The organism is Actinomadura macra NBRC 14102, assembly GCF_001552215.1.
Classification (GTDB): Bacteria; Actinomycetota; Actinomycetes; order Streptosporangiales; family Streptosporangiaceae; genus Spirillospora; species Spirillospora macra.
In genome coordinates this window covers 410284-429829 of record NZ_BCQT01000002.1, presented here as the reverse complement: position 1 = coordinate 429829, position 19546 = coordinate 410284, and the positions used below count along the sequence as shown (strand labels likewise).

17 protein-coding genes are annotated in these 19546 nt (G+C 71.5%); 10 read left to right on the top strand and 7 right to left on the bottom strand.

All coding sequences use genetic code 11. The features are described from left to right. Window positions 1–73: 73 nt before the first annotated feature. The gene (locus tag AMA02S_RS03240; RefSeq protein WP_067451205.1) at window positions 74–2134 is read right to left on the bottom strand and encodes a serine/threonine-protein kinase; all 2061 of its coding nucleotides are present in this window, start codon (window positions 2132–2134) and stop codon (window positions 74–76) included. On the opposite strand from AMA02S_RS03240, the gene AMA02S_RS45250 reads away from it, so the two are divergent. Further along, window positions 2070–2639, top strand: a complete 570-nt coding sequence (locus tag AMA02S_RS45250) for a hypothetical protein (protein WP_439951578.1) — start codon at window positions 2070–2072, stop codon at window positions 2637–2639. The two genes, AMA02S_RS03240 and AMA02S_RS45250, sit on opposite strands and share 65 nt — an antisense overlap. Here AMA02S_RS45250 and AMA02S_RS03235 read toward each other — a convergent pair. After that, window positions 2602–3816 (bottom strand): hypothetical protein, encoded by a 1215-nt coding sequence (locus AMA02S_RS03235; protein ID WP_067451202.1) that lies wholly within the window; start codon window positions 3814–3816, stop codon window positions 2602–2604. The genes AMA02S_RS45250 and AMA02S_RS03235 overlap by 38 nt on opposite strands. Window positions 3817–4152: 336 nt before the next feature. Between AMA02S_RS03235 and AMA02S_RS03230 the strand changes: the two genes are divergently transcribed. The 3 genes from AMA02S_RS03230 (at window position 4153) to AMA02S_RS03220 (ending at window position 9274) form a co-directional block, all read left to right on the top strand. Further along, window positions 4153–5538, top strand: coding sequence for a hemolysin family protein (locus AMA02S_RS03230; protein WP_157430345.1), 1386 nt, complete (start codon window positions 4153–4155; stop codon window positions 5536–5538). Further along, a complete protein-coding gene (locus tag AMA02S_RS03225) occupies window positions 5526–6542 on the top strand; it encodes a hemolysin family protein (RefSeq protein ID WP_067451196.1) in 1017 nt (338 codons plus the stop codon). Before AMA02S_RS03230 ends, AMA02S_RS03225 begins: the two co-directional genes overlap by 13 nt. A 161-nt stretch (window positions 6543–6703) precedes the next feature. Beyond that, a complete protein-coding gene (locus AMA02S_RS03220) occupies window positions 6704–9274 on the top strand; it encodes a hypothetical protein (protein ID WP_157430344.1) in 2571 nt (856 codons plus the stop codon). A gap of 22 nt (window positions 9275–9296) precedes the next feature. Here AMA02S_RS03220 and AMA02S_RS03215 read toward each other — a convergent pair whose 3' ends face one another. Beyond that, on the bottom strand, window positions 9297–9671 hold the full coding sequence (locus tag AMA02S_RS03215; protein ID WP_067451188.1) for a phage holin family protein: 375 nt from the start codon (window positions 9669–9671) through the stop codon (window positions 9297–9299). A 117-nt stretch (window positions 9672–9788) separates the two neighbouring features. Beyond that, on the bottom strand, window positions 9789–10280 hold the full coding sequence (locus tag AMA02S_RS03210; protein ID WP_067451185.1) for a hypothetical protein: 492 nt from the start codon (window positions 10278–10280) through the stop codon (window positions 9789–9791). Between the two features lie 194 nt (window positions 10281–10474). Between AMA02S_RS03210 and AMA02S_RS03205 the strand changes: the two genes are divergently transcribed. Both AMA02S_RS03205 and recQ read left to right on the top strand, forming a co-directional pair. Then, window positions 10475–11137 (top strand): HAD family hydrolase, encoded by a 663-nt coding sequence (locus AMA02S_RS03205; protein ID WP_084264480.1) that lies wholly within the window; start codon window positions 10475–10477, stop codon window positions 11135–11137. Window positions 11138–11182: 45 nt separating this feature from the next. After that, window positions 11183–13033, top strand: coding sequence for a DNA helicase RecQ (gene recQ / locus AMA02S_RS03200; protein WP_067451178.1), 1851 nt, complete (start codon window positions 11183–11185; stop codon window positions 13031–13033). Between the two features lie 82 nt (window positions 13034–13115). On the opposite strand, the gene AMA02S_RS39855 is transcribed toward recQ, so the two are convergent. Next, window positions 13116–13262, bottom strand: coding sequence for a sigma factor (locus tag AMA02S_RS39855; RefSeq protein WP_084264478.1), 147 nt, complete (start codon window positions 13260–13262; stop codon window positions 13116–13118). A gap of 202 nt (window positions 13263–13464) precedes the next feature. Here AMA02S_RS39855 and AMA02S_RS03195 point away from each other — a divergent pair, with 202 nt between their 5' ends. The 3 genes from AMA02S_RS03195 (at window position 13465) to AMA02S_RS03185 (ending at window position 16207) form a co-directional block, all read left to right on the top strand. Continuing rightward, window positions 13465–13935, top strand: coding sequence for a hypothetical protein (locus AMA02S_RS03195; RefSeq protein WP_067451174.1), 471 nt, complete (start codon window positions 13465–13467; stop codon window positions 13933–13935). 263 nt (window positions 13936–14198) lie between these two features. Then, window positions 14199–14876, top strand: coding sequence for a response regulator transcription factor (locus tag AMA02S_RS03190; protein WP_067451169.1), 678 nt, complete (start codon window positions 14199–14201; stop codon window positions 14874–14876). Next, window positions 14873–16207 (top strand): sensor histidine kinase, encoded by a 1335-nt coding sequence (locus AMA02S_RS03185; RefSeq protein ID WP_067451167.1) that lies wholly within the window; start codon window positions 14873–14875, stop codon window positions 16205–16207. Before AMA02S_RS03190 ends, AMA02S_RS03185 begins: the two co-directional genes overlap by 4 nt. A gap of 272 nt (window positions 16208–16479) precedes the next feature. Here AMA02S_RS03185 and AMA02S_RS03180 read toward each other — a convergent pair whose 3' ends face one another. Then, window positions 16480–16896, bottom strand: coding sequence for a hypothetical protein (locus AMA02S_RS03180; protein WP_067451559.1), 417 nt, complete (start codon window positions 16894–16896; stop codon window positions 16480–16482). Between the two features lie 309 nt (window positions 16897–17205). Between AMA02S_RS03180 and AMA02S_RS39850 the strand changes: the two genes are divergently transcribed. Then, window positions 17206–18885, top strand: a complete 1680-nt coding sequence (locus tag AMA02S_RS39850; protein ID WP_084264476.1) for a serine/threonine-protein kinase — start codon at window positions 17206–17208, stop codon at window positions 18883–18885. Between the two features lie 38 nt (window positions 18886–18923). Here the strand turns inward: AMA02S_RS39850 and AMA02S_RS03175 are convergent, their stop codons facing one another. Beyond that, entirely contained in the window at window positions 18924–19487 is a 564-nt protein-coding gene (locus AMA02S_RS03175; protein ID WP_067451164.1) for a helix-turn-helix transcriptional regulator, read from the bottom strand. Between the last annotated feature and the right edge of the window lie 59 nt (window positions 19488–19546).

The following is a 19546-nucleotide window of genomic DNA, read 5'->3' as shown; positions in this document are numbered from 1 at the left end:
GCCGTGCTCCCTGGTGTGGTCGGGCGGCTGCGTTCGCGGCGGCTGCGTCGGGGGTCGCATCGGGGTGACGGGGTCAGAAGAGCGTCCTCGGACGTACGGCGTTGGCCCGCTTGACCATCGCGTGCCGCTGCCCGGTACCGTCCGCCAGCTTGGCCAGCACCCGGTAGTACTCCTCCAGCCTCCCCCGCAGCCTCGACTCCCGCATCGCGACACCGAGGATCTCCTGCCGCCGTCCGGGCCTCGGCGGGTCGCCCTGCGCGCGCAGCCAGGCCACGGTGGCCTCCAGTACCTCGATGGCGAACGCCGCGTACCGGCCGGTGTCCAGCACCAGCGCCTGGAGACGCCGCCCGGCCTCGGCGAGCGTCGCCGCGTCCAGGTCCCCGGCGCGACGCCCGCGCACGGCCACCGCGACCGCCGCGAGCTGGGCGGCGAGGTGGTGGCTTGAGTTGCGGGGGACCGCGTCCAGGACCCGCAGGGCCGCGGCCCGGTCGCGGGTGGCCAGCAGGACGCGGGCCAGCCCGAACGCGGCGCTCACGTACGCCGGATCGGTGCGCCAGACCGTCTCGTAGAAGCGGGCGGCGCTCGCGGCGTCGCCGCGCTGCTCGTGGCAGAACGCGAGCGCGAGCTTGGGCGCCTGCTCACCGGGCATCAGGTCGTACAGGTCGTTGAAGACGGCCGAGGCGTCCTCGGCGCGCCCGTCCGCGAGGGCGCGGGCGCCGCGGTACCAGTCGACGCGCCAGTCGTCGGGCTGGTCCGCGGCGATGCCGTCGAGGAGCGTATGCGCCTCGTCCAGCTCGCCCAGCTCGATCCGCACCCGCGCGAGCGCGAGCTTGACCTCGCGGGACGCGACCGGGGCCGACTCCAGCGCGGTGGCGAGATCGCCCGGGTCGCCGGCGCTGAGCCCGGCGAGGAACCCCGCCGCCGGGTCCAGCCCGTACACCAGCGGGACGGGCAGCGCCACGGCCGCCGCGTGGGCCTCCAGCGGCGCGAGGACGGGCAGACCCCTGCCGTTCACGCGGGCACCCTCCAGGTCGGCGCGTCCGATGTCGATGATCTCGGCGCCGGCCGTGTGCTGCGCGGGCCCGAACAGCGGCGAGGCCGCTGGTCTCGGCCGCCCGTCCTCGGCCGACAGGACCTCACGGAGCACGCCGGTGAGCTGCTCTCCCATCTCGGCGGCGCTCTGGAAGCGGCGCACCGGGTCGGGATGCGTCGCGCGGCGCAGCAGCCGGTGGTACGACTCGTGCCGCTGGAACAGCGGCACCTCCTCGCGGGGCGGCAGGCTGCGCAGATGCCGCCCGGTGTAGCCGCGGAACGGGAAGCTCAGCACCGCGAGGGTGCGTCCCACCGTGTACAGGTCGGAGGTGACCGACGGCCCCGCCGAGCCGATCTCGGGCGCCTGGTAGCCGGGCGTCCCGTAGATCGGGCTGTCGGAGTCGAACGCGCGCCGCACCCCGCCGAGGTCGATGAGCTTGAGCTGCTCCTCGGACTGGATGGCGTTGTCGGGCTTGAAGTCGCAGTACAGCAGCCCGACACCGTGCAGGTAGCCGAACGCGCTCAGCACCTCCAGCCCGTAGGCGATCACCTGGCCGAGGGGCAGCGCCGTCTGCTCCCCCTCCGTGTCGCGGCGGCTGAGCAGGATCTCCTTCAGCGACCGGCCGCCGACGTACTCCATCACGATGTAGCCCGCGTCGGCGTGCTGGACGAAGTTGTAGATCTTGACGATGTTGGGGTGCTCGACCTCGGCGAGGAACGCCCGCTCGGCGGTCACGGCGGACAGCGCGTCGAGGTCCCCGGCGTCGAGCATCCCCTTGAGAACGACCCACCGGCTGCTCACGTTGTGGTCGCGGGCCAGGTACACCCAGCCGAGCCCGCCGTGCGCGAGGCAGCCGAGCACCTCGTACTGCCCGGCGATCAGCTCGCCCTGGCGCAGCTTCGGGGCGAACGAGAACGGATGCGCGCAGCCGGTGCAGAATCCCTCGGTGCGCCCGGGGCGCCCGTCGCGGCCCCGGCCGACCTTGTCGCCGCAGCGGCTGCAGAAGCGCCGGCTCTCCGGCACCTGCGGGTCCTTCATGATCGCGGACGCCGGGTCGCGGGTCGGGACGGGCGGTACCTCCACCAGCCCGGCGCCGAGCATCCCGCGCCTGGACGAGCCGCTGGAGCCCGTCCCGCGCCCGCCGCCCCGCGAGGCCGTCCGCCCGGAAACGGCCGTTGACCCGGAACCCTCCGAACCCGAACCGCCCGAACCGCCCGAACCTGCGGAGCCGCCCGAGCCGGCAGAGCCGCCGGAGGCCGAGCCGCCGGAGCCGCCGGGGGCCGAGCCAGCGTCTGGTGCGGCGCTCACCGGGAGCCCCGCGGCCGCGGGCGACGTCACGGCACTGCCCACCGACGAGCTACCCAAAGACGAGCTACCCAAGGACGAGCTGCCCAGCGACGGACCCCCCAGAGACGAGCCGCTGACGGACGAGCCGCCTACGGACGACTGGACGCTCATCGGGAGAGACGGGTCGACCGGTGGGGGCTCGGCGAGCGGGGCCATGCCGCAGGTGTCGCAGAAGCCGTCGGCTTCGACGGTGCCCGTACAACCGTCCTGGGCACATCGGGTCATCGCCGGGTCCCCGTCTCGCTCTCGCTCGCCCTGATCGCGCGCTGGTACTCCGCCACCGCGACGGTCGCCGCGCGCAGGTCACAGGGCGCCGTCCACAGCAGGTCACGGGCCTGCCCGTACAGGCGGGTGAGCGTCTCGTCCTCGGCCATGCCGATACGCGCGGCCTTGGCCCGGTACGCCTCCAGCCGTCCCCGCAACTCACCCCTGCGGTCGAGCAGTCCGGCACTGAGACGCAGGTCGCTCCTGGCTCGTTCCGCCGCGTCCTCGGCAGCGCGCTCCAGCTCGGCGACGCGTCCGGCCATCTCGACCCAGCGTTCGGCCTCCCGCAGCCGCTCCAGCGCGGCCAGCCGGTCGCGCAGCCCGGTGCCGAGCCCCCCGGACGGCTCCGGCAGCAGCGGCGACTCGATCTTGGCGATGGCGGCCTCGTAGGTCGCGCGGGCGCGCCGCTCGGTCTCCTCGACATGCTCGATGGACGCGACGAGCTGCGCCTTCAGCCCGGCGTAGTCGTCGCGCAGCCGGGCGACCCCGGCCAGTTCGACGCGCAGTCCCCCGAGGGTGGTCCGGACGCGGTCGAGCCGGGCGGTGTCGGCGTGCCCGTCCCGGACGAGGGACAGCGGGTCGGTGCGGATGAGCCGGCCGAGCGCCGTCAGCTCCCGGCCCAGCCGGTCCAGCTCGGGATGACGTGTGCCGTCCAGGGAGTGCGCCAGCCGCGCGGTCTCCCGCCACCCCTCCTCGGCCTCCTCAAGAGGGAGCAGCAGCGCCGTCCAGGCCGCGTCCGCCGCCGCGATCTCCCCGGCCACGAACGTGTACGCCTCCGACATCAGGGTGACGGCGTCGTCCAGCGTCACCCGGCGCTGCTGCGGGCCGAGCAGCGTGCGCGCCTCCAGCGGGATCTCGCCGTCGGGCATCTCCACCGACAGCCCCGACAGCATCCCGGTGAGCTCCATCAGCGTCGCCGCGTCCAGCCGGGCCGAGCGCTCGCGCAACTCCACCGCGGTGTCCAGGACGCGTTGGTAGGCGTCGAACAACCGCCACAGCATCGCCAGCCGCGCCTGCGCCGCGTCCCAGCGACGCCACGTCTCCCCGGCGAGCCTGGCGCCCTTCAGCAACCGGCTGCCATGGTGCCCGTCCAGGTCAAGGAGGGACGCGGCGATCCGCTCCCGCTCCTCCCGGAGCCCGCGCAGGGCATGGTCGACGCCCTCCCGGCTCATGGGCGCGGCGGCTCCTGCCCCGCTTTCGTCCACGTCAGTCCCGCGTTCGGTTCTCTCGGTCCCCGTGAGCGCCCCCGGGCCCGGACGGTCTGGGAGCGGAAACCGCTCCAGGATCGGATGTGCGCTCTCTGCCAAGTGTGATCCGTGACACTGTACGAAACAAGCGTCATTCTCACCGGGCACTCCGCACACCGCGCCACCGGGTGATCACCGCGGGACCGTACCCTTGCCTCCAGGAACCTCGCGCCGTGAGGTGACGTTACGCAGGTAGGCCGTCTACGAGAGGAGTGGTGAGTCCGCGGTGTCGGACCCCAGTCATAGACCCGGTGCCCCGTGGTGAGCGCGGCGCTGGGGGTTCTCGCGGTGATCCTTCTCACCGCCGCCACCGGATACTTCGTCGCCCAGGAGTTCGCCTACGTCGCCGCGGACCGTTCGGCGCTCGCCGAGGCCGCCAAGCGCGGGGACGCGTCCGCCCGCCGGGCGCTCAAGGTCATCGGCCGGCTGTCGTTCATGCTGTCGGGCGCGCAGCTCGGCATCACGATGACGACCCTGGTCGTCGGATTCATCGCCAAGCCGGCGCTGGCGGAGCTGATCGAACCGCTGCTGGACGTCGCGGGCGTCCCCGCCGGAGCCACCGGGGCCATCGCGCTCGCCACCGGCTTCGTCCTGGCCACGCTCGTCCAGATGCTGCTGGGAGAGCTGTTCCCCAAGAACCTCGCGCTCGCGCGCGCAGAGTCCCTGGCGCGCGCGCTGGCGGCGTCGACCCTCGTCTACCTGACCGTCGCCGGTCCGCTCATCCGGTTCTTCGACCGCGCCGCCGAACGCTTGCTGCTCGCCGTCGGCGTCGAGCCCGTCGAGGAGCTGCACAGCGGTGCCACGCTGGAGGAACTCGCCGACATCATCGGCAAGTCACACATAGCCGGGCATCTCCCGGCCGACCTGTCCGGCCTGCTGGAGCGCGCCCTGTCCTTCGGTGACCGCACGGCCGACGAGGTCATGGTGCCGCGGCCCCAGGTGCGGACGCTGCCGAGCACCGCCCCCGTGTCCGATCTGGTCACGCTGATCCGCGAGACCGGGCACAGCGTCTATCCCGTCTACGGCCAGGAGGTCGACGACGTCATCGGCGTCACCGGCGCCCGGGAGGTCGCCGACGACGCGCTCGACCCGGCCACGCCGGTGGGGGAGATCGCCCGCCCGGCGCTGCTCGTCCCGGGCAGCCAGCCGCTGTACGGGGTGATCGAGCACATGCGCGAGGCGGGCGAGGAGTTCGCCTGCGTCGTCGACGAGTACGGGGGCCTCGCGGGCATCCTCACCTTCGAGGACGTCGCCGAGGAGCTCGTCGGCGAGATCGCCGACGAGACCGACGCCCGCGCGGACGCCCCGACCTCCGGCCCCGACGGCTCCTGGCTGGTCGACGCCGGGATGCGCATCGACGAGGTCGGCCGCCTCACCGGCCTCGACCTGCCCGAGGGCGACGCCTACGACACCCTCGGCGGCCTCGCCATGGCGGAGTTGCGCCGCCTCCCGAGCCCCGGCGACCGGCTCACCATCGCCCTGGACGGCGCCGGGCACGTGGAGCTGGAGGTCGTCAGCGTCGCCCGGCGCGTGGCGGAGAAGATCCGCATCCGGGCCTCCGCCGCACCGCCCGCCGCCCCTCCCGGTCCACCTGACGGGGAACCGGACGCGGCGGCCCCCGGACAGGAGGTCTCGTGGACCCGCTGACCTCGCTGCTGATCACCGTCCTGCTGCTGATCGGGAACGGGTTCTTCGTCGCGGCCGAGTTCGCGCTGGTGGCGGCCAACCGCTCCCAGCTCGAACGCGCGGCCGCCAGGGGCAGCCGGCGCGCCGTGGCCGCCGTCGCCGGGGTCCGGGAGCTGTCGCTGATGCTCGCGGGCGCCCAGTTCGGCATCACGATGTGCTCGCTGGGCCTCGCGATCGTCACCGAACCCGCGTTCGAGCACGTGCTCGAACCGCCGCTGCACGCCGCCGGCGTGCCCGAGGCCGGGTCGAAGGCCATCGCGCTCGCCTGCGCGCTCGCCGTGGTGACCTTCCTGCACATGGTCGTGGGCGAGATGGCCCCGAAGTCGTGGGCGATCACGCATCCGGAGCGCTCGGCGCTGCTGCTGGCGCTGCCCTTCCGCGGCTTCGCGAAGGTGTCCCGTCCCGTTCTCGCGGCGCTCAACTCCACGACCAACGCGCTGCTGCGGCTGATCCGCGTCACGCCGCGGGACGAGCTGGACAGCCATACCGACCCCGCTCGGCTCAACCATCTGCTCGGCGAGTCGCGCCGCCGCGGTCTGATCGGCCGGCACGACCACGAGCTGCTCGGCCGCGCGATCTCCGCACGCGAGGCGACCGTCGGGCCCCTCGTCGTCCCGGCCACGTCCGTGACCACGATCGGCGCGGACGCGACCGCCGCGCAGATCCGCCGGACCGCGACCGCGAGCGGCCACAACCGCCTGCTCGTCCGCGACCGGGACGGCGCCATGACGGGCATCGTGCACGTCCGCGCGGCCATCACCGAGCCGGACGGCGGGCGCCGCGCCGCGGACCTGGCCCACCCGGCGCCCGTCCTGACCGCGGAGACGACCGTCCTGGACGCGGTCAGCCGGATGCGCCGGACCCGCGCCTCGCTCGCCGTCGTGAACGGCGCCGGCAACGAGTTCGCGGGCATCGTGACCCTGGACGACCTCCTCGCGGAGCTGCTCGCGGCGAATCCTCACTGATGTCCGGCACCGATGACGGGCCGGGACCGGCCGGGACCGGCCGTGTGAAGATCATCATGTGGTCCTGGCAGGGCAACGGCGATCCGTGACCTGTGAGACGTTAGTCCCGAGCAGAAGGGGAGAAATACGGCCCCGGGGTCGATCTGGACGGGATGGCGTCGGTGAATCAGTCAGCAGAGCCCAACGGGCCGAACGAAACCGAGGGGCCCGCGCACACCCCGGATCCGGAGGCGTCCGACCAGGACGCCCCGGACCTGGACGTTCGCGCGGACATGACCACGGTGCCGCTCGACGAGCCCACGGACACGCCGACGCCGCCGCTCGGCGTCTCCGGCGCGGGCGAGGCGTGGGGCGGCCCGGATCTGGTCGAGAGCGTCTTCGGGCCGCTGACCGAGATGTACGAGCGGCTTGAAGCCCGCCTGAGGGAGACGCCCGAGGACGTCCCTGCGGCCGGATGGGCCCCGCACATCGCCGCTCTCCGCGCGTTCCGCGAGCAGCGGGTCGCGGGCACCTGGGACACGCTGGCCCGGCTGCTCGTCGCGCCAGGGTCCCTCTCGTCCGATACGGATGAGGCCCACCTCGTCCAGGTGGAGAAGGAGTCGGACGAGGCCGCCGCCATCCGTGACACCGTCCGCACCCTTCTGGCGACAAGCGAACGGGCGCTCCTCCTGGCACCGACACAGCAGAGGGCAGAGGAACTGCTGCACAGCATGGAGGACGACCCGGACATCTTCGCCCTGCTGATCGAGACCCGCCCGGACACGCCTCTCGCAGCCCTCACAGAGCCCCCCGTCATGGAGGAAGAGACCGCCGAGCCGGCTCCCCGGGGAGACTTCGGCTCCAACGGAACGGTGGAGTTCCGTCCCATCACCAGCCCGTCCGCGGCCCCACCGTCGGACGAGTCACTTCAGGACGACGTGGAAGCGACGGCCGTGGCGCCCGGCAGCACGGAACCCGGCGTCACCGTGCCGAGTGGCATATCGGCGGTGGGCGCTGATCTCGACGAATCGCTGGCCGGCGGCTCGACGCTCCCTGAGCCGGGCATCGGACCGGGGCCGGCTCCCGAGACGTGGGTCCGGGAGGCGGTCGCCCGTCCGGTGGGGGAGTCGTGGCGGCAGTCATGGTCGGCGGAGTCGCGCATGCTGCAACGCGGGCTGATGTGGCTGGAACAGTGGCCCCGGGACGCGACGGCACTGGAGGCCGTCCAGGCCGAGGAGCTCCGGCGCCGCGAGGAGCTGGAGGCCGAGCTGGCCGCACTCGCCGAGGACATCGAGGGAGCGCGGGCTGCGGTCACCGCGGCCGATCAGGCCGCGGCCGACGCGCAGGCCGAGGCCGAGCGGCTCATCGCCGTCCAGGACGAGGCGGAGGCCGAGCTGGCCGCCCCCAAGGCGGAGGCCGAGCGGCTTCAGGCGGCGGCGGACGCGGCGGCGGGCGAGGCGGGCGAGCTGACCCGCGTCGCCGATGCCGCCCACGCCCGCTGCGCCCAGCTGGACCAGCGCGCCATCACCGCGCAGTCGGAGCTGCGCGCCGCACGAGAGCTGGAAGCCTCACTGAAGGACGAGCTGGCGCGGGCCCGGGAGGCGCTGCCCGGCGTGGCCGACGAGGCGGGCCGGCTCGCCGCGGCCGATGCCGACGCCGCCGCCGAGGGCCACGCGGCCTACTACCGGCTGGTCTCGGCGGAGTCGGCGCTGTCGGGGATGCGGCGGAAGATGTCGCTCGGCCAGCGCCTGCACGTGGCGTCGCCGCCGTCCGGGCTGAGCGGCCTGCGCGCCGAGGTCAAGGCCAGGACGCGGGAGGCGGACGAGGCGGCCAAACGGGCCAAGGCGGCCAAGGAGGCGGCGGAGCGGGCGGAGGGACGGCGTCAGGAGCTCGCCGCGTTCGTGTCCGACGGCGGATCGCGGCTGGCGACCGCGAAGGAGGCGCAGGAGCGCCTGGGAACGGAGCTCACCTGGCTGGCGACGGAGCGGGAGACCGCGACCGCCGATCACCAGGAGCAGGCGAGGCTCGCCGCCGAGTCCGTGGACCGGGCCACCCAGGCCGGCCTGGAGGCACGGGTGGCGCAGCAGGCCGCGCGGGCGATCGAGGAGCGGGTGGAGGCGGCGCGCGCGGCACGGGAGGCGGCCCTCGCGACCGCCGAACGCGCCGCGGCCGCCGCGGCGGCCGCCACCGCCCACGCGGCCGAGTCGCAGGCCACCCTGGAGCGGCGCACCGCCGAGGCCGCGGAGGAGCTGGCCGCCCGCTCCGCGGAGCTGTCGACGGCCGCCGAGGCGGAGGCCCGGTCGCGGGAGAACGTCCGGGAGATCTGCGGCGCCGATCCCGTGGACGAGCCCGACCTGATCGGTACGCACCAGCGGCGGGCGATGGCGCGCATCGAGCAGCTCACCGGTTACCAGGAGGGCGTCGACGCGGCCGACGGCGCGGCCGGTGTCCTGGTCCGCACCGCCGACCTGGTCATCGGCACCCCGCTGGGCGCCGGTCTGACCCTCGCCGACGAGGAGTTCGACTCGCTGATCGTCGCGGACGCGGGAACGGTCACGGACACGGAGTTCCTCATCGGCGCCGTCCGGGCACGCCGCTGGGTCCTCGTCGGCCGTCCCGGCACCCGGCCCCCGTCCTACCCCGAGTACACCCGCGCCGCCGACGCCGACGGGCTCGCCGAACGCCTGGCGCTCAGCCCCTTCGTCCGCGGCGCCACGGCCGCACCCGTCCTCGTGACCGGGCCGGGGGCCTAGCGCCCGCAGCGTCCTGAGCTGTCTAGTCGTCGTCGCCGAGGACGAGGTGGAGTAGCCAGCCGACCACGCCCACGACGATCGCGCCCCAGAACGCCGGGACGAAGCCCGAGACGTGGAACGGCAGTTCCAGGCGCCCGGCGACCTCGCTGGTCAGCCAGAGCAGCAGCGCGTTCACCACCAGCCCGATCAGGCCGAGCGTGAGGATGTAGAAGGCGCAGCCGAGCGTCTTGACGATCGGCTTGATGATGGCGTTGACCAGGCCAAAGATGACCGCGACACCGAGCAGGGTCAGGGCCCGCCGCCCGGCGGTGTCGCCGGTGACCGTGATGCCGTGGATCAGCGCGGTGGCGGCCCACAGGGCGACCGCGGTGATGCCCACCTTGAGAAGAATCCGCACACCACGAGCATGCTGGCCCAGAAGGCGCGCGCCATCCCTCTACGTGGCGATTTCGCTGCCGGTCTTCCTCATCATCCGGTACGAGGCGGCGCGCCCCCGCCGCGCCGCGGGCGCCGGTCAGTCCTTGCGGTCGAAGAAGGGGGACAGGGCCGGGTTCGTCGGACGGGACGCGGGGCGCCCGGCCGAGGCCGGTTGCCGCTGCCCGAAGTTCCCGGCGGAACCGGACGCGGCGTCCGAAGGCTGCGACGCCTCCGCGTTCTGGGGGGTGGCGTTCTGAGCGGGGCCGGCCTGGCGGACGCGGGCCAGTTCGCGCTGGAGGCGGCGCTTCTCCATCTCCAGGGTGGAGAGCGACTCCTCGTGCTCTTCCCGCAGGTAACGCAGGTCGCGGCGGGCGCGCATCATCCGCCCGGCGCCCATGAAGGTGAGCATCGCGCCGGCGATGAAGACGAGGGCCACGGCGCCTCCGGCCAGGAAGACCTGCCATTGGCTGTCCATGCCGGGCGCCGTCTGGCCGACGACGGTGAGGTGCGCGGGGCCTGTGTTGTCCAGGACGACGCCGACCGTGATGACGACGGCAGCCGCTACCAGCAGGAAACCGAGGAACACCATGGGTAGTTCTCCTCTGCGGTGACTCCGGAGGGGGGACGGAGATCACCCACCTTGCCAGACGTCCGCCACCCCATGTCGCATTCGCCGGATATATGCAGATAGGTGGACATTCTCCACCAGAGCACCTGGGTTCCGCGCCGTGCCACCGGGTAATGATCACTGCCGGAAGCCGTAGAGCGAACGCAGGAGGATCCATGTCCGCGCAGGCCATCGTGTTCGACCTGGACGGCGTGCTGATCGACTCCGAACCGGTGTGGGAGGAGGTCCGCCGCGCCTACGTCGCAGGCCACGGCGGACGCTGGCTGCCCGACACCCAGGAACGGCTGATGGGCATGAACACCGCCGAATGGGCCGACTACATCGCCACCGAACTCGTCGACGGCGTCACCGGCGACGAGGTCGCCTACGAGGTGATCGACCAGATGTCCCAGCACTACGCGGGCGGCCCGCCGGTGCTGCCGGGCGCGGAGGACGCCGTCCGCCGCTTGGCCGACTACCGTCCGCTGGGCCTCGCCAGTTCCTCCCCCCGCGCGCTGATCGACCTCGTCCTGGGCAAGCTCGGCGTGGACGGGCTGTTCCGCGCGACCGTGTCCACCGAGGAGGTCGACAGCGGCAAGCCCGCCCCGGACGGCTACCTCACCGTCGCCGCCCGGCTGGAGGTCCCGGCCACCGCCTGCGTCGCCATCGAGGACTCCGGCAACGGGCTGCGCTCGGCGCACGCGGCAAGGATGCGGGTCATCGCCGTCCCGCGCCCGTCCCATCCGCCCGCGCCGGACGCGCTGGCCCTCGCCGACCACGTCGCCGGCGGCCTGGACGAGATCACACCGCGGCTGATCGAGGGCCTCGGCTCGTCCTGAGCCGTTCCCGCGTGCGCTGTCGGCGCGGGCTCCTAGGATGGAGCGATGGCTTCCCCCGAGATCGGCACCCAGGTGAGCGAGGCGCTGGAAACGCTCCGGCGCGTGTTCGGGTACGACACGTTCCGGGACGGCCAGCGAGAGATCATCGAGCATGTGGTCGACGGCGGGGACGCCCTCGTCCTGATGCCGACGGGCGGCGGCAAGTCGCTGTGCTACCAGATCCCCGCGCAGGTCCGGAAGGGCACCGGGATCGTCATCTCGCCGCTCATCGCCCTCATGCAGGACCAGGTGGACGCGCTGCGGACGCTCGGCGTCCAGGCCGGGTTCCTGAACTCCACCCAGGACCACGACGAACGGCGCGTCGTCGAGGCCCAGTACGTCGCGGGCGAGCTCGACCTGCTCTACCTGGCGCCGGAGCGGCTGCGGCTCGCCTCCACGGTCGAACTCCTCGACCGCGGCACGATCGCGCTGTTCGCGATCGACGAGGCGCACTGCGTGTCCCAGTGGGGCCACGACTTCCGTCCCGACTACCTGATGCTGTCGGGCCTGCACGAGCGCTGGCCGGACGTCCCGCGCATCGCCCTCACCGCGACCGCCACCGAGGCGACCCGTGCGGAGATCGCGTCCCGGCTCGGCCTGGAGCAGGCGAAGCACTTCGTCGCGAGCTTCGACCGCCCCAACATCCAGTACCGCATCGAGCCGAAGACCGACGCCAAACGCCAGCTCCTGCGCCTCCTGCAGAACGAGCACCAGGGCGACGCGGGCATCGTGTACTGCCTGTCCCGCAACTCGGTGGAGAAGCACGCCGCGTTCCTCACCCAGAACGGCATCGAAGCCCTCCCCTACCACGCCGGCCTGGACGCGGGCACGCGCGCCGTCAACCAGTCCCGCTTCCTCCGCGAGGACGGGCTCGTCATCGTCGCGACCATCGCGTTCGGCATGGGCATCGACAAGCCCGACGTCCGCTTCGTCGCCCACCTGGACCTCCCCAAGTCCGTCGAGGGCTACTACCAGGAGACGGGACGCGCCGGCCGCGACGGCCTCCCGTCCACGGCCTGGCTCGCCTACGGCCTCCAGGACGTCGTCAACCTCCGCAAGATGATCGACTCGGGCGAAGGCGACGCCGCGCACCGCCGCCGGCAGAGCATCCACCTCGACTCCATGCTCGCGCTGTGCGAGACCGTCGAATGCCGCCGCGTCCAGCTGCTCGACTACTTCGGCCAGTCGAGCGAGCACTGCGGCAACTGCGACACGTGCCTGTCCCCGCCCGAGACGTGGGACGCGACGGTCGCCGCCCAGAAGGTCCTGTCAGTGATCGTCCGGCTCGACCGCGAGCGCCGCCAGAAGTTCGGCGCGGGCCACATCATCGACATCCTCCTCGGCAAGAAGAGCGCCAAGGTCATCCAGTTCGACCACGACTCCCTCAAGCCCTTCGGCGTCGGCACCGACCTCCGCGAGGTCGAGTGGCGCGGCGTCGTCCGGCAGCTCCTGGCGCAGGGCCTGATCACCGTCGAGAGCGATCACGGGACGCTGCTCCAGACCGACACCAGCGGCGACGTCCTGCGCGGGCGGCGCAAGGTCATGATGCGCCGCGAAGCCGACCGCCCCACCGCGAAGGCCGCGAAGACGGCGAAGGTCGCCAAGGACCGCAAGCCCCCCGTCGAGCTGGCCCCCGAGGCGACGCCCATCTTCGAGCGGCTGCGCGCCTGGCGCGCCGCCACCGCCAAGGAGCAGGGCGTCCCCGCATACGTGATCTTCCACGACGCGACCCTGCGCGAGATCGCGACCGCCCTCCCCTCGTCCCTGACCGAACTCGGCAGGGTGAACGGCGTCGGCGAGAACAAGCTGGCCAAGTACGGTGACCAGGTGCTGGAGACCCTCGCCGCAACCGACTGACCGCCGTCGCGGCCGGCCCGCGTCAGCCAGAACAATCCGTTCCGGGGCGTGGGGGGTGTCCCCCCACAAGGGAACGGTCCGGTCAGGTGGCACGGTCATAGATGCCGGCCAGCGCCGTCTGCAGAAGATCCTCGGCACGCGCCCAGTCCCTGGTGAGCAGGTACGCGGTCCTGAGCAGACGGTCCGAATGCTCCTCGACGTAGTCGGTGAAACCGGCACGATCCGCCATCCCGTCCTCCGCCCCTCGTTCACCGTCTCTACTCCCGGCTCCAGACCGACGGGGGACACCCCACCCCTAACTGAGACCTACATCACATACGTCCCACCCGCATCGCCGGGGGAGCCCCTCCGTTCCGCGAAGCGAATCCGTGGGCGATTCCCAGGCTTCTCCCAGGATTCTGTGAGGGCTCCTACCAGGCGGCCTCGGTTACATGAGCACCATGAAAACGAACAAGAAGACCCTCACGGCCGGTATCAGCGCGGCAGGACTGCTCGGACTCGGCCTGTACCTGGCCGTCCCGGCGGCCGCGGACGACCCCACCCCCCGCCCGTCCGCCTCCGGCAAACCGCACCCGGGCCACGGCGGGAAGCACACCTCGTCCCACGGCGCCCGCGGTGGTATCGGCATCCATGGCGAGGCGACCGTCCAGCGGAAGGAGGGCTTCCGCCTCGCCACCTGGCAGCGCGGAACGCTCACCGGACGTTCCGGCACCACCCTGACCTTCCGCAGCCTCGACGGTGCGACCTGGACGTGGACCACCGACTCGAAGACCCGTGTCCGCAAGGACGGCGAAAAGGCCACCATCGCCGACCTGAAGAACGGTGATCCGGCCCTCGTCTACGGCGAGCGCTCCGGCGACACCCGCACCGCCAAGCTCGTCCGCGTGCCGAAGAAGCACTGACCACGATTCGCCACAGGGATCGCAGCGGGTCGGGGGCCCGCTGCGATCGGCCGGCGCCCCACCGAGCCCGACCGCCGAGAACACCGCGAGCGGACCGTCGAGCGACGATCGCAATTGCCGAAGGACGCCCGCGACCGACGGACGAAGAACCTGGAAGGACGCTTCCCAAAGGTCCGTTCTCGCCGTTCCAGCGCGGTACCTTCGGTGCTACGACCGACCATGGCCGGTATGTGACGGCCGATAGGGACGACGTGCGGAAACTGATGGGCGAGAGCCGGCGGGTGCTCGTCGTGGACGACGAGGCGAACATCCGCGACCTCATCGAGGTCGCGCTGCGCTTTCACGGCTTCACGACCGCCACCACGGGCACCGGTGAGGGAGCGCTGCGGGAGGCGGCCGACACACGGCCCGACCTCATCCTGCTGGACGTGATGCTGCCCGACCTGGACGGTTTCGAGGTCTGCCGGCGGCTGCGCGCCGGCGGCGACCAGGTCCCAGTGATCTTCCTGACGGCCCGGGACACCCCGTCCGACACCGTCACGGGTCTCACCCTGGGCGGCGACGACTATGTCACCAAGCCGTTCTCGATCGAGGCGCTGGTCGCGAGGGTCCGGGCCGTCCTGCGCCGGACGGCCACCCCCGAGGACACGGTGCTCCGCGTCGGTGACCTCGAACTCGACGAGGCGCACTGGACCGTACGGCGCGGCGGCATAGGGGTCGACCTGTCGCCCACCGAGTTCAAACTCCTCGCCCACCTGATGCGCAACGCCGGGAAGGTCCTGTCACGCACCCAACTCCTGGAAGGGGTCTGGGGCTGGGAGCATCACGGCAACGCGCAGGTCGTCGAGACCTACATCAGCTACCTGCGCCGCAAGCTCGACCCGCTCGGTACCCCGCTCATCCACACCCAGCGCGGGGTGGGCTACGCGCTGCGGCCATGACGCTCAACGCGCGGCTGCTGACCGGGCTGCTGGCCGTCACGATCACCGGGTTGACGATCGTGAGCCTGGTGAGTGCGCTCGTCCTGAACGGGTACCTGATGCACCGGGTGGACGGACAGCTCGAGGCCACCCGCGACCGGGCGGCGCTACGCATCGCCCGCGCCGGGCTGCCCGAACACGACGTGGCGGCCGCCCAGTTCATCGTCCTGGCGATCATGCCCGGGGGGCAGACGAGGGTACTCAGCGGCGACGTTCCGTCCCCCCAACGAGCCGTCGCCGAACTCCAGGAGCTCGACCGGTCGACCCTCGCGGCCCACGCGAACGACCGCTCCCCGTTCTCCCTCCCCGGGCTGCGCGCCGTGGCCCGCCCCTGGCGCAACAGCATCCTCATCGTGGCCGCGCCGCTGGACGAGATCCGGTCGGCCGTCCGCAACCTGGTCCTGACCGAACTGGCCACCGCCGCCGCGCTGCTGGCGTTCCTCGCCCTTCTCGGACGCCAGCTGATCCGCCGCGGTCTCCTCCCCCTCGACCGGATGGCCGCCACCGCCCACGCCATCACGGCCGGAGGCGACCTGGGCGCCCGGATGCCGGACCCCGGCGAGCACACCGAGGCCGCCCGCCTCGCCACCGCCATCAACGTCATGCTGGACAGGATCGAGCAGGCGTTCTGGGCACGCAGCCGGTCCGAGGCACGCGTCCGCGAGTTCGCCGCCGACGCCTCGCACGAGCTGCGGACGCCGCTGACCACGATCCTCGGCTACGCCGAGCTGTACCGGCACGGCGCCCTCGACCCCGATGCACTCCCCGACGCGATGCGCCGCATCGAGGACGAGGCGCATCGGATGAACAACCTGGTCAGCGACCTCCTGGAGCTCGCGCGCCTGGACCGCGGCGCAGCGCTGCACCCCACCCCCACGGACCTCGCCGCCCTGGCCCGGGACGCCATCGCCGACGCGACCGCCGCGTCCCCCGACCACCCGGTGACGCTCGACGCCCCGGACACCCTCATCGCGACCGTGGACGAGGCCCGTATCCGGCAGATCTTCGCGAACCTCCTGGCCAACATCCGCGCCCACACACCCCCCGGAACCCCGGCGACCATCCGCCTCTCACCCGGCATCATCGAGGTCGCCGACGAAGGCCCAGGAATGTCCCAGGAGGACGCCGCCCGCGCCTTCGAACGCTTTCACCGGGCAGAACAGGGCACCACCGGCGCCGGCCTGGGCCTCCCCATCGTCGCCGCGATCGCCGCCGCCCACCGAGGCCGCGCCCACCTCCTCTCGTCCCCCGGCAACGGAACCACCGTCCGAATAGCACTTCCCCCGCCCTAGCACGGAAGGGCGCCGCACCCCACACTGTCGTTCACCGCGGTTACCCCGCCCCGATGGCTCCAGATAAGAGCAGCGCAGCGAATGATGGCGCGGCGAGAACGCCAGCGACCTTGCCGAATACCTGGAAGAGCTCGCCGCAGGCGGCTATGTGCGCCACCTGCACCGGCAGAGCCTTCTTCGGAAGACCTGCCACCAGTCCGGCACACCATGCGACCCACTCTCCGTAGCGGGCCACCTGAGCGTGCCGTCGTCCGTTCCCGTGCGGGACGTCCCTACCCGGCCGATCGCGCTCCGCCACCGGCGGAGCCCGCCCTCCGGTTCTGGACGCCATAGGCCAGGACGGCGATGACCAGGCCACCCGCCAGAAGGCCGAGGAGCACCAACGCGGCGCCGACGACCCAGAGGCCGGTGTCATCGTCGGACCAATCGAGACAGAGAGCCGTCATGGTGCCGAGGGCCGGGGCGGCCACGGCGGTGACGAGGCGGCGGAGGGCAGCCGCCACGACGCACAGCATCGTCAGGACCACCACGAGGCCCACAACCTGCCATACCTGGTACGGGCCGGTCTCATGGCCGTCGGGATGCACATCGCGCTCCTGATCCCAGCCGAGCCAGGCGGCCCAATTGCCGGCGGCCGCGACAGCGAGAACAAGGAAGGTAGCCGTCTCCACGGCGATGCGCTCAATCATGTTGAACAGCGTCGCCCCACGCCACCGAGCCACGACAGAGCCCTGCTACTCAACTCCGCCTGGGTAGCAGCACCCACAAGCGACAGCAGCCGAAGGACGACCAAAGCGCACACCACGCGGGCCGCAACCAGCCCGCGAACTGCGGACCCAGGCTGAAATTGCCTCAGTGAACAGCGGCGCAACGCTGGCGTGTCGCGTTGAAGTGATTCCGGTCGATCTGCGGAAATGAGATCTCTTGCCTCCGGATTCGGTCAACTTCCTGTCCTGATGGGGCATCAGCCGTAACATATAGGCGCATCCGCCCGGATCATGCCCATTTCGAGTGACCTGGCGATGGCAGGCGAGTGTGACGGTGATGCTGACCAGCGTGGACGGGTGCTCTGGTGCCGCAGAGCGGTGGTGAATGCCGAGAGTCGGTCACCTGCGGTGTCGGCATCGGGGCGCGACTGGAAGAGATCTTTGGTTTGGCGCCACGAGGTGGTGAAGCGGTTGCCGGCTGAGCCTTGGACGTTCGGCGCAGGTGTTGAATTGCCTGGTTATCGCGTGCTGCGGGAGATCGGCAGAGGCAGTATGGGGGTGGTGTACCGGGCGATCGATTCGGCCTTGGAGCGAGAGGTCGCGATCAAGGTCATGGCCGAGGCCACACTGGGTGATCACGGGGCGCTCGAAAGGTTCATGCGCGAGGCGCGAACTCTGGCGAAGGTCAGTCACCGGAACGTGCTGCCGATTTACCATGTCGGCACGCACGAGGGCAGATCGTTTATCGTGATGCAGTTGGTCCGTGGATGCACGCTGCGTGATCTGCTCGGTCGCCGTTCGGCGCTGGCGCCTGGTCATGCATTGACGTTGATGGCGCAGGTCGGTGATGCGCTCGACGCGGTGCACCGGAGCAATGTGGTGCACCGGGATGTGAAGCCGGAGAATATTCTGCTAGAGGGACCCGAGGGTGATGAGCATGTCCGGTTGGCCGATTTTGGGCTTGCCCGCCCTGTCGGTAACCGGATGACCGAATCCAGCCAGCACGTTGGAACCCTCTGGTATATGGCTCCTGAACAAATACGCGGTGAGCCGGATGTTGGGCCGCAGGCGGACTTGTATTCGCTGGCTTTGCTGTTATACGAGGTGCTCACTGGGGAACGGCTGGACATCACCCGGCGCCATGATCTTTCGGCGAATTTGCCAAAGGATGCCCCGTTCACCGGGCAGCTACGGGCGGTCTTCAGCAGGGCCCTCGCGCCGGTGGCCATGGATCGGTACGAGTCGGCCGGAGCCTTCGTGGCCGACGCCCGGGCCGCGCTGGCGCAAGTCGAGGCCCTGGCCAAAGGCGGCATGAGCCAGGCCGGCCGATCAAAAACCGGTGATGCCGGCGGCGATTCAGGATCCCTCGATTTGGGGATCACCAGCCCTTCTCGCCCGGTCGGTGGCGTGGCTGGGCAGCCGACTGCGGTTGAGCGGCCATCGCGTCGCAGAAACCAGACCATCTGGGCGGCGGCCCTGGGAACCAGTCTGGTTCTCATGCTGGGGGTCGGCGGTTTTCTCCTGCTCAGGCAGCAGGGCGGGCTTAGCGCAGGCGTGCTAGCGACACCGACCACAGCCGTCTCCTCAACGGCGCCTCCGTCTCTTCCCACGGCCACATCTTCACCTTCGCCCACAGATGGACGTACGACGAGCAGGCCAGTGGCGCCACCGGTATCGCCGTCCTCGAAACAGCCATCGCCCACGCGGCGCCCGACTTCCAGACCTCCGACAGGCCCCCCTTCACCCCGGCCGAGAGGCAGTTTGGGGCGGTATGAGGTTTGTGGGGATTCGGTGACTGTCCGCGCCGCTCCGGAACCCGAGGAAGAAACGACAACGGTCGCCACATTGCACTGGGGTGAGACCTTCGTCGTGGAGCATGTGAAGAACTCGGCGTGGGCGCGCGGTTACTCCCCGGAGGACTCCGCAGCCCGGGGCTGGGTGCTGAGAGGCTGGATAAAGCCCAGGTGTTAGCCGTCCTGGCGGCTTGATGAGTCTTCGTACCGATGCGGTCAGGCTCGATCGAGGCGGGCGAGAAGTTTGGTCACCTGCGGAACGACCTGTAGACAGGCGGCCAACAGATCGTCGGTCTGGAGACTGGGCCGGGTGCCGACGGTCCGCTCCGTCGCCTCGGCGGCCATGCCCGCCAGGGTGGCCAGGTCCTGCAGGCTGCGTTTGCTGCCCTCCAAAGAGCCGATCGCCTGAGCAAGGGGATCGTGCAACTGCCCCAAGCCGTGCAGCGCCCGCTGCATCTGCTCAGGACGGCGCTCCTCTTCCAGCAGCAACACCACCAGCCGGAACAGCCGACGCGCGGCCTGTTTCACCAATCCCGGCGTCAGGCTACCGGCGGCCTGAACCGCGGCCTCGTCCTCCAGCCGCGCCCGTGTTCGCTCAATCCAAGGCTCGATCGTCGCAGCCAGCCACAGCGGTCCCGACGCCAACTCATCATCCGGCGCCGGGATCCCGTGACTCGACCGCCGCCGCCACACGGTCACTAGCTGCCGATCCACCCCCAGCACCTCAGCGATCTCAGCAATCCCGTAGAACCTGCGCCCCGAGACGCGTGCGTCGTTCATCGGCATCCTCCAACTCGACCGTCATCCAAGAGAACAACTTGACATCATAGGCGTCGCTC

What these genes read in the sequence shown, in the direction of transcription:
- AMA02S_RS45250 (WP_439951578.1), top strand. Translation starts at nt 2,070, where the DNA reads ATGATCGCGGACGCCGGGTCGCGGGTCGGGACGGGCGGTACCTCCACC.
- AMA02S_RS03240 (WP_067451205.1), bottom strand. Translation starts at nt 2,134, where the DNA reads ATGCTCGGCGCCGGGCTGGTGGAGGTACCGCCCGTCCCGACCCGCGAC.
- AMA02S_RS03235 (WP_067451202.1), bottom strand. Translation starts at nt 3,816, where the DNA reads ATGAGCCGGGAGGGCGTCGACCATGCCCTGCGCGGGCTCCGGGAGGAG.
- AMA02S_RS03210 (WP_067451185.1), bottom strand. Translation starts at nt 10,280, where the DNA reads ATGGTGTTCCTCGGTTTCCTGCTGGTAGCGGCTGCCGTCGTCATCACG.
- AMA02S_RS03205 (WP_084264480.1), top strand. Translation starts at nt 10,475, where the DNA reads ATGTCCGCGCAGGCCATCGTGTTCGACCTGGACGGCGTGCTGATCGAC.
- recQ (WP_067451178.1), top strand. Translation starts at nt 11,183, where the DNA reads ATGGCTTCCCCCGAGATCGGCACCCAGGTGAGCGAGGCGCTGGAAACG.
- AMA02S_RS39855 (WP_084264478.1), bottom strand. Translation starts at nt 13,262, where the DNA reads ATGGCGGATCGTGCCGGTTTCACCGACTACGTCGAGGAGCATTCGGAC.
- AMA02S_RS03195 (WP_067451174.1), top strand. Translation starts at nt 13,465, where the DNA reads ATGAGCACCATGAAAACGAACAAGAAGACCCTCACGGCCGGTATCAGC.
- AMA02S_RS03190 (WP_067451169.1), top strand. Translation starts at nt 14,199, where the DNA reads ATGGGCGAGAGCCGGCGGGTGCTCGTCGTGGACGACGAGGCGAACATC.
- AMA02S_RS03185 (WP_067451167.1), top strand. Translation starts at nt 14,873, where the DNA reads ATGACGCTCAACGCGCGGCTGCTGACCGGGCTGCTGGCCGTCACGATC.
- AMA02S_RS03180 (WP_067451559.1), bottom strand. Translation starts at nt 16,896, where the DNA reads ATGATTGAGCGCATCGCCGTGGAGACGGCTACCTTCCTTGTTCTCGCT.
- AMA02S_RS39850 (WP_084264476.1), top strand. Translation starts at nt 17,206, where the DNA reads ATGCCCATTTCGAGTGACCTGGCGATGGCAGGCGAGTGTGACGGTGAT.
- AMA02S_RS03175 (WP_067451164.1), bottom strand. Translation starts at nt 19,487, where the DNA reads ATGAACGACGCACGCGTCTCGGGGCGCAGGTTCTACGGGATTGCTGAG.